The organism is Burkholderia sp. D-99, from assembly GCF_011605345.1.
Classification (GTDB): Bacteria; Pseudomonadota; Gammaproteobacteria; order Burkholderiales; family Burkholderiaceae; genus Burkholderia.
On the sequence record NZ_JAAOXM010000003.1, the window covers coordinates 102,252 to 113,871 of the forward strand.

Sequence of the window (11,620 nt, forward strand, 5' to 3'; positions counted from 1 at the left end):
ATGACGTTCGATCACGACGACGTCAACCGTCCAGCGGCAGTTTCCGGATGATCGCGTCCACACACTCCAAGGGACTCGTCTCGGCCGTCCTGACGTGAACGTCAGGGGACTGCGGTCGCTCATAGACGGAATCGATGCCGGTAAATTGGCGAATCTTGCCTTGTCTCGCCAGCGCGTAGAGTCCCTTCGGATCGCGTGCCTCGGCCACTTCCAGGGCAGCGTCGACAAAGACCTCGATAAACGTCCCGGCCGTGAAGCGCGCGCGTGCCTTGGTGCGCGCCTCCTGAAAGGGCGAGATCAGCGCAGCGATGACGACGAAACCGGCATCCACCAGCAGCCTGGCCACCTCGGCGGTTCGCCGGATATTTTCATGGCGATCGGCATCGCTGAATCCGAGATCCCGGTTCAGCCCTTCGCGCAGGCGGTCGGCATCCAGCAGATAGGTGCGCAGTCCGCGGGCATCGAGTTGTTCCTGCAGCAGAGTCGCCAGCGTCGACTTGCCTGCGCCGGAGATACCGGTCAGCCACACCACGAAGGCTCGATCCTGTTTTGCGCCAGGGCGTGCGGATTGACAATCCGTCGACGTGGCGGGTGGCAAATTCTTGAAATTTTCAGGCATGTCCAATATGAGGTGCGACGATCGTGCAGTTGTTTTGTTTGAGTTTCGTTTACTCCTGCGGCGAATTGTAACGCGCTAGAAAGTATGTAATCCCATCCTCTTTTAACGAATTATTTCGTCCGCATACGTTTGGCACCACCATCGCGATGCGGTCAACGGTGTCGATGCGCTACTTCCGCCGCGGGCTGAACGGCCGCTGCTGCACATCGGCACCCTGCGCGACGATCGCCATGCTCTCCGGCACTTCCTCCCACGCGCCCCGCAGGTCGACGAGCGGCTCGGACACGACCATGAACGCGTCGTCGCCGGCTTCGGCGATGCGCGGGTTGTGCGGATACAACTCGTGCAGGTGCTTGAACGACGTGCTGTGGAACAGCGAACGCGATTGCCGTTCGCTCGAATAACGTACCGCGATGATCCGTTCGCCGTCGGTCGCGCAGATCGTCATGTTGAGCGGTTCGGCCACGCGATGCCGCGCGGCGGTTTCCTCGACCACGCCGACCATCCGCTCGAGCGCGGGCAGCGGCGTCTGCTCGAGGCCGTAAGTCAGTGCGAGGCGGAACATCAGTTCGGAGTCGGTCGAGCCTTCGAGCGTCGGGAACAGCGCGGGATCGACCTTCATCGTCAGGTCGCGGCGCAGCTTGTGGAAGTCGCGGATCAGCCCGTTGTGCGCGAACAGCCAGCGGCCGTGGCGGAACGGGTGGCAGTTGGTTTCCTGAACGGGTGTGTCGGTGGCCGCGCGGATATGCGCGATGAACATCCGCGAGCGGATCGCGCGCGCGGCTTCGCGCAGGTTGCGGTCGTTCCACGCGGGATGCACGGAGCGGTAGCGGAACGGGAGTTCGTCGGGGCGCCCGTACCAGCCGATGCCGAAACCGTCGCCGTTGGTGGTGGTCGCCCCCAGCTCCGAATGCAGGCTCTGGTCGATCAGCGAATGCTTCGCGCGGAACAGTACGGTTTCGAGATGAAGCGGATTACCCGTATAGGCGAGCCAGCGGCACATGGAGCGCTCCTTCACGATGGATCGTTTGCGCATGGTAGCCGACTTCGCGGCGCATCCGTGCCCGTGTGCGCTCGGCCGGCCATTCGGGCAGGTACGCTGGCCAATCTTCATACCTCGCTTGGCCCGGATGCGCGATGCGCAACCGGGCGGACATACAGCCATGCAGCCATGCAGCCACGCGGCCACGCGGCCACGCGGCCGGGCGCCGCCACGCGAAGGCAGCGCCGCGGCCGCCAGGTTCAGTCGCCGAGCGCGTCCATCACGCGCGCCGAATAGACGAGCGCCGCACCCGCGTTCAGTGCAACCGCGACGCCGAGCGCTTCCGCCACTTCCTCCTTTGTCGCGCCATGCTTGGCGGCTTCCGCGGTGTGTACGGCGATACAACCGTCGCAGCGCGTCGTGACCGCGACCGCAAGTGCGATCAGCTCGCGCGTCTTTGCGTCGAGATGGCCTGTCTTGGCGCCGGCGCCGGACAGTGCCTTGTAGCCGGCCAGCGTATCGGGCGACAGCTTGGCGATCTCGCCGATGCGCGTCGAGAGTTCCTTCCGGTATTCGTTCCAGTTCAGCATGATGCGTCCTTTCGAGAAGAGGTGAGGAGGGCGGCGGGCGCCGCGATCTCGGGCGATACAGGGCTATTCTGATCGTTCGCGCTGAGGGTTTCGATACGCTAGAGTGTCAATTTTTAGCGCAATCGTCTCATGGATGCCCTGAGTCAACTGCTGTCGCTGGGCCGCAGCCATGTCGAGCTCGACGTGCGCTGCCTGCTCGACGGGCCGTTCGCGATGCCGCACGATCCGCTGCCGCGCGGTGAGGCGGCGTTTCACCTGGTGCTGGCCGGAACGTGCCGGCTGCGTACCGCGGACGGGCGCTCGCTGCAGCTCGCCGACGGCGATTTCGTGCTGCTGCCCGCGGGCGGCGCGCACGACCTGCTCGACGCTGGGGCCGGCCGGTCGGGGCCGGTTGCGGTGCTGCGCGAACAGGGCGCCGGCGGCGGCGCGGTGCTACCGGTCAAGTCGAATCTCGATCCGGCCGAACCGGGCAGCGCGAGCGTGGACCTGCTGTGCGGACGGTTCGTCTATGCGCGCGGCGCGGGCGAACTGCTGATGCGCACGCTGCCGCCCGTGCTGCATGTCGGGTTGCGCGAGGCATCGGGGTTCGCGCCGCTGCAACTGCTGACGAGCGTGCTGCGTACCGAGGCGTCGAATGGGCAGCCGGGCGCCGGCGCGATCGTGAACGCGCTCGGCCAGGCGCTGCTCGCGTATGCGTTGCGCGCATACGGTCGGGGTGCGCGCGTGCCGTCAGGCTGGCTTGCGCTGGCTGCGGATGCGCGGCTCGGCCCGTCGGTGCAGGCCGTCCTGCAGGCGCCGGAGAAACCGTGGACGGTCGAGGCGCTCGGCGACGCATCCGCGATGTCGCGTGCGACGTACGCCCGGCATTTCCGCGAGCGGGCCGGAATGAGTGTCGGCGCGTTCGTCGCGCAGATCCGGATGATGCATGCGTGCGCGCTGCTGCAGGACACGCAACGCGGGCAGGCGGAGATCGGGCAGGCGGTCGGTTACCAGTCCGAGGCCGCTTTCGGCAAGGCGTTTCGCGCGGTGCTCGGTACGACGCCGGGGCGCTGGCGACGGGCGCAGCGCGAATTGTAAGACTGCAAGCAAGCCGTCTTGCCGCGTGCCAAAGCTGCTACCATGCGCGAAACGCAGTTCAACGAAAACGATTTCGCACAAGAAGAAAGAGAGGGCAAAGCAATGAACCAGACCACTATCCAGCAGCCGTCGTTCGCGTTCGTGGCCGCGTCGTGGGCCGCGCTGCTCGCCGGTTTCGCGGCCTTCCTGATCGGGCTCTGGAACGCCGGCATGCAGCTCAACGAGAAGGGCTACTACTTCACCGTGCTGGTGTTCGGCCTCTATGCGGCGATCTCGCTGCAGAAGAGCGTGCGCGACCGCGCGGAAGGCATTCCCGTCACCGGCATCTACTACGGCCTCAGCTGGATCGCGCTGCTGCTGTCGATCGCGCTGCTGGTCGTCGGACTTTTCAACGCGACGCTGCAACTGAGCGAGAAGGGCTTCTACGCGATGTCGTTCGTGCTCGCGCTGTTCGGTGCGGTGGCCGTGCAGAAGAACACGCGTGACCTGCAGAACGCGAAGCCGCGCTATACCGACGCTGAATCGGCGCCGTCCGTCCAGGAGTGACGGCACGCGACGCGGGCGCCTTCCGGGCCGCCCGTTTCGCGACGACGGGCGCGGGCGACCCGTGCATTCATCGACGCGCCGATGCGCCGCGGGCTTGCCGCCCGTTCGTTTCATCCATGCCGTCGCGCATGAGGATGGAGACATTCAGGATGCCAGACCTTACAGAAACCTCACCGCGCACGCGCACGGCGGCGCATGCCGTGGCGGCGAAGGCCGCGCTCGTGCTGGAGACGAACAACCTGCGCGGCGGCGCCGGCCTCGCTCAGGCCGTCGATAGCCTGAAGCGCCTCGTATCGGCGCTGTCGAAGCAGACCGTGCCGCCCGCAGCACTCGCGCAATGGATCATCACGCACGACGGCCTGCCGGCCGATGCGTGTGCGGAGATCGCCGCGCTGGCCGGCCGCCCGATCGACTTCGTCGAGATCGGTGCGAGCACCGGCTACTACGATGCGAAGAACGACGGGTTCGATCGCGTCGACGCGGCCCGCTGCGACATCGTCGTGTTCGGCGATGCCGATTGCCGGCCGGCCGACGACTGGCTCGAGCACCTGCTCGCACCGTTCGCGCGCGAAGCCGGCGATACGCCCGTCGCGGTGGCGGGGCGCACCAGCTATGCGCCGAACGTGCTCGGCATCGCGCTGACGTCGATTGATTTCATGTATTTCCCGAGCCCGCTGCGCGACGGCGCGACGCGCAATTTCTACGCGAACAACGTCGCGTTCCGGCGCGACGTGTTCGCGCAATTTCGCTACGAGCCGCTCGACGGCGTCTATCGCGCGCACTGCCAGGTGATGGGGCTGCGAATGCAGGCGGCCGGTGTGGCCGTCGAATTCGCGCCGGCCGCGCACACCGAACATCGGCTGCCGGACACGCATCGCGAATCGCTGAAGCTGCGCTGGATGCGCGGCGAGGACAGCGTCGGGCTGACGCCGTATCTCGTAAACGCCTACCTGCCGCGCGGATGGCAGTGGCTCGGACGCAGCGGCCCGCTCGGCCCGTTCTGCGTGATGGCCATGCGGCTCGGCTACAGCCTGCGCGCGCTCAATCGCCAGCAGTTGCCGCAGCTTGGCGCGGTCCGCTATCTCGCGGCCGTCGGCGTCACGATCGCGGCGTCCGCCGTCGATACGCTCGGTGCGCTCGCGCGCGGTTTCGGTCTTGCCGGACGCGCATCGGCCCGGCGCGATCTCGACGCGCTGTCCTATCACCGTCATTGAACCGGCGCCGTGCATCGCGCGCGGCCACGACACGCCGACATCCTGCATCCATCCCGACAACGACCATGCCCTCTCTCGCCACCCGTGTTGCCTGCCTCGCCCTGTTTGCCGCCAGCGCCGGCGCCCATGCCACGCCGGTCGATCACGCGGGGCGCGGGATCTACCACTTCGCGTCGCAAAGCGGCTGTCCGTTCGCGAACGCGGCCGCCGCGGACTGCAATCGCGTCGCGCTGGATGCGCCCGACGTTCACGCGAGTATCGATACCGATGCGCACGCGATCGTCTTCTCGAGCGATGCGACGCGCCGCACGAAGGATGTGCTCTGCGACGTGCTGCTGCAGGGCACGGGCGTCGACGGCGAGGGCCAGCGCGTGCCGTTGAGCGTGCACGTGCTGCTGCGTCGCGACGGCGCGAAATGGGACCGTGACGTGTATGTCCATGCGCCCGTGCACGGCACGTTCACCGAGGTCCGGATCGATCCGTATCGCGTGCGCGTGAAGGAGGGCGATGGCGAGCGCGACGTGCTCACGCCGGACGAAACGCTGGCGCTGTTCGCGCATCCGTCGCTGGCGTCGCGGCTCGCACGGCATCTCGTGAAGGTGAGCGCGACCGATCCGAAGCAGCCGTCCGCGGACGACATCACGATCGCGCTCGGTGTCGGCGGCCTGACGAAGTCGGTCGCGCGTGCGAGCTTCACGTCGAGCGCACCGCACGATGCGGACGTCGATCGTGCACTGGCGTCGGGCACGTGGTCGATCCGTTTCGATGCGTTGAGCAATCACATTCCGGTGTGGGTCGCGCAGCGCGAGTTGTTCCTGTTCGGCCTCGACGGCAGCGTGCTGCTGAAAGACGTGCGCGAGCGCGGTTTCCGGAAAAACGACCGGATCGAATTCGGCGCGCGCGACGGCAGCGGCTATCTGCGCGTGAACGGCCGCGAGGAGGCGTTTGCGGGTGCGACCGCGTCCGCGCATGCGTTCATGCAGGAAAGCTTCATCGGCCTGATCCTCGGATGGCGTCGCGATCCGGCCGCCGCTGCGGTATCCGCGACGAAATCCGCGTCAGCACGAGGCGTGCCGGCATGACTGCGGCAGGCGAGCTTCCGGCGCCACCGCTGGCAGCGCACGATGCACGCTTCGACTGTCTCGAAGCGCCTGTGCCGCGCGGTGCGGCGCGGGTGCGCGCGTACCTCGTCGATCGCATCAAGCGGGCGGCGATCCGGCAGCTTCATCGCAGCACGCATGGCGAGCGCTGGGTGCTGCGCATGTACTTGATCGGCGAGGAAGCGACCGAGTGCGCGTTGCACGAGGACTGGACCGGGCAGCCGCCGGACTGGCTCGCGCCGCGGATCGAGCAGCATCTCGCGGACGAGCGTCGCCACGCGGCCGCGTTTGCCGATGCGCTGCGCGCACGCGGCGTCGCGCCGTCCGCCGCGCCGCACGAGCCCGACTGGCTGAGCCGGCGCAAGATCATGCGATGGCGCCGGCTCGCGCAGCGCCATGCGCCGCATTTCGCGCAAGGGGTGCTCGTGCCGGCCTATGCGACGGGTCTGTGCGCGGAACAGATGGCGATGCGCGTGCTCGCGCGCCACTGCGCGACGATCGGCGCTGCGCATCCGCTGTATCCGTTGCTCTCGCGCGTGCTCTCGGACGAGACGCGGCACGTCCGGCTCTGCGCGGACACGCTGCGCCGTCTCGTCGCGCCGTCCGAGGCCGCGCCGCTCGCCGCGTTGCTGGACGAGATCCGAGCGATCGAAGCCGGTTTCGGCGTGACGGGCGCGCTGGCGATGGTCGCGGTCGGCTGGCTCCAGTCGCTTCGTCCACGCGCATGATGCCGCGGATCGTCTATCTCGCGACGGCCGACGCGCGCGGCCACCTGATGCGGGCGCAACTGCTCGTGCATGCGTTGCGTGCGGCCGGCGCGCAGGTCGACGTGTTGACGACGTCCGATGCGGGGCAGGCATTCCTGGCTGCGTTCGACATCGACGCGGCCGTGCTGTCCCGCCACTACGCGGTGCAGTTCGACGAACGGCAGAACATGCTGCGCGATGCGACCGATCGCAATGTCGCGCACTACGTGTTCCGGCCGACGCGCATGCTGCGCGACATCGCGCGGCTGCGTGCGATCGGCCGCGATGCCGATCTCGTGATCAACGACTCGTTTCATCCGGCGCTGCTGTTCATGGGCGCGGTGCCGGGCTGGCGGCGCCGCGTTGTCCACGTGTACGGCGGCAGCCTGCGCCGTGCGTTGACCGCGAATTTCGATGCGCGGTTGCCGCGCGTGCTGGCGCGTGCTTTCGCACGGATCGTCGACTGGCAGATCGATTCGGCGCGGTGCTGCATCGAACACGATTTTGCATACGATGTCGCCGATGAAGTCCGGCGATCGCGTACGCATTGCCGGCTGCCGACGCCGGTGCCGATCGTCGCCGAACGGCCGGCTTCGGAACCGGCTGCCGCAGCCGTCTATCTGAATCCGCATTTCCGCGATATCGCGCTCGCCGATGCGTTGTCGGCCGGCATGCGCGACGCGGGGCTCGCCGCACACCGTGTGGGCGAGGGCTATGCCGGGCACGACGGCTGGACCGGCGTCGACGCCGACTGGGTGACTCGCGCCGCCCATGCGCCGCTGATCGTGTCGGCGCCCGGCATGGCCGCGCTGTCGATCGCGCGTGTGTATCGCCGCCCGATCCTGCTCGTGCAGTCGGATCAGCCCGAGCAGGCGAGCAACGCCGCGCGCGCGGCAAGGCTGCAACTCGTGCACCGCGTCGTCACGTGGCGCGGCGATGCGGCTGCGTTTCGGCGGGAAGTCGGGCAGGCCGCAGCCGAGCTGATGCGCAATCCCGGCACGCAGGCAGGGACGATCGCCGGCCGCAAGCAAGCGCGTGCGCGCGTCGATGCATGGACGTCGCGCCTCCTCGCGCTGCGTCCGCATGCGCAGGTGGCCGATGCGGATACGCGATGCGAGGCGCCGGCGCCACGATGAATTCGCTGTCGTTCCGTGACGATCGCCGGCCCGAGATCCGGCAGATGCTCGCCGCGACGTTCGGCATGGTGGCCGGCCTCGCGATCTTTTTTCTGCTGGAGCGCGGCGTCACGCCGCGCTACGTGTTTGCCACCGCGATTGATGCGTGGATTCCGTTCATCGCGTGGTCGTGGTTCGTCTATGTCGGCTTCTTTCCGTTCGTGATTGCGCTTGCCGCGTATGCACGGCCGCCCGCGTTCGCCGCGTTCAAGGAAGCCGTGCTGATCGCGTTCGTGCTCGGTGTCGTGTGCTTCCTGCTGTTTCCGGAAGCCGTGCCGCGGCCCGACGTCGCGGAGATCGGCAATGCGTTCGTGCGCCACCGTCTCGCGCGCATGTGGCAGCTCGATCTCGCGGCCAACGGCTTTCCGAGCCTGCATGTCGCGGTGACGTGTCTTGCCTGCCGGATGCTGGCGGACCGGCGGCGGCTCGTGACCGTGGCGGTCGGCCTGCTGATCTGCACGTCGACGCTGACGCTCAAGCAGCATACGGTTGCCGATGTGCTGGGCGGCGTGGCGCTCGCGACGGTCAGTGCGCTGTGGGTCGAGCGGCGTTCGCTGCGCAGGAGGCTCGCGTGACGGATGACCGTGTTCACCCTGACGGGCCGAATGCCGAGCTTGAGCGGTTCGTGCCCGATCCCGCGTTGTTTCGCGTGGATGCGTCGCGCGTCGGTGCGGCGCTGGCAGGCGACTGGTTGATGATCGCCGCTGCGTTCGCCGTTGCGATCGCGTTTGCGCATCCGCTCGTGTACGCGTTGGCCGCGATCGTGATCGCGCGCAGCCAGCTTGCGCTCGCGGTCATGATGCACGAAGGCGCGCACGGATTGCTGGCGCGGAACCGGCGCGTCAACGACGTGCTGGGCCAGCTGTTCGCGGCCGGCCCGCTGTGGCTGTCGCTGCGAACGTATCGTGCAGGCCATCTGAAGCATCATCGCGCACCGATGCAGTCGGACGATCCCGTCGCGCTGCTGTTCGGCGTGCACGACTATCCGGTGACGCGCGGGCGGCTGATCGGCCGTCTGCTCGCGTACGCGTGCGGGATCGGCTACGTGACGAGTGTCGTGAAGCTCGCGCGCGGAGAGTTTGCGCATGCGTTGCCGAAGGTCGGGAAGTCGCGCGCGTATGCCGCATGGGAAGTCGCGTCGATGCTGGCCGCCAACGGTGTGCTGTTCGGCGCGCTCGCATGGGCCGGACATCCGCTGCTGTACGTCACGTTGTGGATCGTGCCGTCCGTCACGCTGCTACCGCTCGCCGGACAGGTGCGCGCGATCTTCGAACACGCGGGGCTGCCGGCAGGTGCCGACCAGAGCCGCAACGCGCGCACGATCGTCAGGCGTTCGTGGCAGACGTTCCTGTTCGGCCCGCACGCGATTCATTTTCATATCGAGCATCACCTGTTCACGCGGATGCCGTTTCATAACCTGCCGGTCGTGCATCGGCAGCTCGCGCAGCGGCAGTTGCTGCCGGACGGCAACCTGTACGCGGGATATGGTGGCGTGCTGCGCGACGTCAGTGTGCGCTGACGCGCGGGCGGAGCATTGCCTGCCCCGTCCGGTGCGGGAGTCGTGAACGGATCGACACCGGAAAACATGATGGCCGAGAAGACTCCGAGGTTCAATTACGTGGCGCTGGCGTTCGGCGCGATCCTGGCGGTGTGGAGTGCGGCAACGATCGACGAACGGCTCGCTTTTATCGGATCGTCCGTTGCCGTGCAGGGAACGGTCGTCCGGTTGACCCACGGCGCGCATCACCCGCTGATCGAGTTCGCGACGAAAAGCGGCGAGCGCGTATCGTTTCCGGGGAGCTTCGTGACGGTGGAGGTCGGTGACACGGTGCCGGTTCGCTATGACCCGGCCAGGCCGCTAGCCAGCGCAACAGTCGACACGTTCACGAACATGTGGCTCGATTCGATCATCCCGATCGCTTTCACGATTGCGTTTCTTTACGCGGGCTTGACAGGGGAGTCGCTTCTGTCGAAGTCAGGGGGAGGGCGTGGCTGAGCGTATGGCGGGCATCATCGGGATGCCGGGCATCGACGCGGACGCGACAGACGCAAAAAAGCCTCCGCTCGGGAGGCTTTAATTGCACTATCAAAGATAGTTGGTAGGGTGGGAGGGACTCGAACCCTCGACTCTCTGATTAAAAGTCAGATACTCTAACCAACTGAGTTACCACCCCACGTTCTTGAAACCTGTTGGTTCGTTGCTTCAACAACTTCTGCAGCGACCCAAAGAGCAAAAGATTATAGCGACGGCTTGTTAGGCTGTCAACAACCCGCCGCGATAATTATTTGATCGTTTCAAGCTTGCCCTGCGCCGTCTGCGCAGCATTCGAACCGGCGTACTGCGAAACGACCTGCTCGAACGTCTTCTTCGCGGCCGCCTTCTGGCCTTGCTCGAGCTGGTTCGTGCCGATTGCCACGAGGGCGTCGGCGGCGCGCGGGTGCTGCGGGAACTTGCTGACAATCCCTTGCCACGTTGCAGTCGAACCTCGGTAGTCGCGCAGCGCGTATTGCGCATTGCCGTACCAGTACTGCGCGGTCGGCTGGTAGGGGCTCTGCGGATACTTCGCGATGAACGCGCGGAACGAAGCCGCCGCCGCCTTGAAGTTGCCGTTGCGGAACTGCTGCTGCGCCGCGCTGAGCGCATCCGTTTCACCCGGCTGCACGGTGCCTTCCACGCCGTCGATCGTCGCCTGCTGCGGCTCGAACTTCTTGAGCCGCGTGTCGAGATCCTGGTAGTACTCCTTCTGCTGCCGTTCGAGCGTCGTCAGCCGGTTCGTCAGATCCTCGTTCTCGCCGCGCAGCGTCGCGACCTGCTGGTTCAGCTGGTCGAGACGGCCGGATTGATCGAGGATCGTACGCTGGGCGGCCGACAACTGGCTGGCCAGGTTGTCGGTCTTGCTGCGCAGGTCGAGCACGGCGCGGCGCGCTTCGTTGTCGTCGAACACGCCGGCGTGCGCCGGCGCGGCCGACCACGCCGCGCCCGCGACGCAGAATGCTGCGGCAACGCGCAGCAGGGATACACGGTGCGTCATACGGCGATTCTTCCGTTACTTACTGTTGGTAGACGAGGTCGGCGCGACGGTTCTGCGCCCACGATGCTTCGTCGTGACCCGTCGCCTGCGGCTTTTCCTTGCCGAGGCTCACGGCTTCCATTTGCGAATCGTTCACGCCGAGCAGTGCCATCGCACGGCGGACGGCTTCCGCACGCTTCTGGCCCAGCGCGAGGTTGTACTCGCTCGTGCCGCGTTCGTCGGTGTTGCCTTGGATCAGCACGTGGCGCTGCGGGTGGCTCTTCAGGTACTGGGCGTGTTGCTGCATCAGCGACTGGTAGTCGTCCTTCACCGAATAGCTGTCGAAGTCGAAGTAGATGCTGCGCTTCGCGAGCGGGCTGTTCGGGTCGTTCAGCGGATCGACGTTCACTTGCGCGACGTTGTCGGCGCTCGGCTGCGTGCTGACGGCACCCGCGTTGTTGGCCTTGTCGTCGAGCTTCACGCCCGACTTGCACGCTGCGAGCGCGCTGATCATCATCACGGCCAGGGCCAGACGAGCTTTATTCGACATCATGGTTACT

Annotated in this window: 14 protein-coding genes and 1 tRNA gene; 9 read left to right on the forward strand and 6 right to left on the reverse strand. The window is 66.7% G+C overall.

Translation table 11 applies throughout. The annotated features are described in order from the left end of the window. Nucleotides 1-22: 22 nt before the first annotated feature. The 3 genes from cysC to HAV18_RS14400 all read right to left on the reverse strand — a co-directional run bounded on the left by cysC (nt 23) and on the right by HAV18_RS14400 (nt 2,191). Nucleotides 23-619, reverse strand: coding sequence for an adenylyl-sulfate kinase (cysC, locus tag HAV18_RS14390; RefSeq protein ID WP_166956948.1), 597 nt, complete (start codon nt 617-619; stop codon nt 23-25). 169 nt (nt 620-788) lie between these two features. Next, nucleotides 789-1,622 carry a class II glutamine amidotransferase gene (locus tag HAV18_RS14395; protein WP_166957863.1) on the reverse strand — a complete coding sequence of 278 codons (834 nt, stop codon included), beginning with the start codon at nt 1,620-1,622 and terminating at the stop codon, nt 789-791. 239 nt (nt 1,623-1,861) lie between these two features. Next, a complete protein-coding gene (locus HAV18_RS14400; protein WP_014897972.1) occupies nt 1,862-2,191 on the reverse strand; it encodes a carboxymuconolactone decarboxylase family protein in 330 nt (109 codons plus the stop codon). Nucleotides 2,192-2,320: 129 nt separating this feature from the next. Between HAV18_RS14400 and HAV18_RS14405 the strand changes: the two genes are divergently transcribed. The 9 genes from HAV18_RS14405 (at nt 2,321) to HAV18_RS14445 (ending at nt 10,045) form a co-directional block, all read left to right on the forward strand. After that, nucleotides 2,321-3,268, forward strand: a complete 948-nt coding sequence (locus HAV18_RS14405; RefSeq protein WP_166956950.1) for an AraC family transcriptional regulator — start codon at nt 2,321-2,323, stop codon at nt 3,266-3,268. Between the two features lie 102 nt (nt 3,269-3,370). Continuing rightward, nucleotides 3,371-3,814 carry an inner membrane protein YiaA gene (yiaA, locus tag HAV18_RS14410; protein WP_011351064.1) on the forward strand — a complete coding sequence of 148 codons (444 nt, stop codon included), beginning with the start codon at nt 3,371-3,373 and terminating at the stop codon, nt 3,812-3,814. Nucleotides 3,815-3,963: 149 nt separating this feature from the next. Further along, entirely contained in the window at nt 3,964-5,028 is a 1,065-nt protein-coding gene (locus HAV18_RS14415) for a glycosyltransferase family 2 protein (protein ID WP_166956952.1), read from the forward strand. 65 nt (nt 5,029-5,093) lie between these two features. Further along, nucleotides 5,094-6,110 carry a hypothetical protein gene (locus HAV18_RS14420; protein WP_166956954.1) on the forward strand — a complete coding sequence of 339 codons (1,017 nt, stop codon included), beginning with the start codon at nt 5,094-5,096 and terminating at the stop codon, nt 6,108-6,110. Beyond that, on the forward strand, nt 6,107-6,856 hold the full coding sequence (locus tag HAV18_RS14425) for a hypothetical protein (RefSeq protein ID WP_166956956.1): 750 nt from the start codon (nt 6,107-6,109) through the stop codon (nt 6,854-6,856). The genes HAV18_RS14420 and HAV18_RS14425 overlap by 4 nt, the downstream gene beginning before the upstream one ends. Next, nucleotides 6,853-8,010, forward strand: a complete 1,158-nt coding sequence (locus tag HAV18_RS14430) for a glycosyltransferase family 1 protein (protein ID WP_166956958.1) — start codon at nt 6,853-6,855, stop codon at nt 8,008-8,010. The genes HAV18_RS14425 and HAV18_RS14430 overlap by 4 nt, the downstream gene beginning before the upstream one ends. Then, complete coding sequence (locus HAV18_RS14435; RefSeq protein WP_166956960.1) at nt 8,007-8,624, forward strand: phosphatase PAP2 family protein; 618 nt, start codon at nt 8,007-8,009, stop codon at nt 8,622-8,624. Before HAV18_RS14430 ends, HAV18_RS14435 begins: the two co-directional genes overlap by 4 nt. After that, nucleotides 8,621-9,568: a fatty acid desaturase family protein gene (locus tag HAV18_RS14440; protein WP_166956962.1), complete on the forward strand. Its 948-nt coding sequence runs from the start codon at nt 8,621-8,623 to the stop codon at nt 9,566-9,568. Before HAV18_RS14435 ends, HAV18_RS14440 begins: the two co-directional genes overlap by 4 nt. Before the next feature lie 69 nt (nt 9,569-9,637). Continuing rightward, nucleotides 9,638-10,045: a DUF3592 domain-containing protein gene (locus HAV18_RS14445; protein WP_166956964.1), complete on the forward strand. Its 408-nt coding sequence runs from the start codon at nt 9,638-9,640 to the stop codon at nt 10,043-10,045. 101 nt (nt 10,046-10,146) lie between these two features. On the opposite strand, the gene HAV18_RS14450 is transcribed toward HAV18_RS14445, so the two are convergent. The 3 genes from HAV18_RS14450 to pal form a co-directional block, all read right to left on the reverse strand. Continuing rightward, nucleotides 10,147-10,223 (reverse strand) — tRNA-Lys (locus HAV18_RS14450). A gap of 108 nt (nt 10,224-10,331) precedes the next feature. After that, the gene (ybgF, locus tag HAV18_RS14455) at nt 10,332-11,081 is read right to left on the reverse strand and encodes a tol-pal system protein YbgF (protein WP_011351071.1); all 750 of its coding nucleotides are present in this window, start codon (nt 11,079-11,081) and stop codon (nt 10,332-10,334) included. Between the two features lie 19 nt (nt 11,082-11,100). After that, nucleotides 11,101-11,613: a peptidoglycan-associated lipoprotein Pal gene (gene pal, locus HAV18_RS14460; protein ID WP_021157174.1), complete on the reverse strand. Its 513-nt coding sequence runs from the start codon at nt 11,611-11,613 to the stop codon at nt 11,101-11,103. Nucleotides 11,614-11,620: the final 7 nt, after the last annotated feature.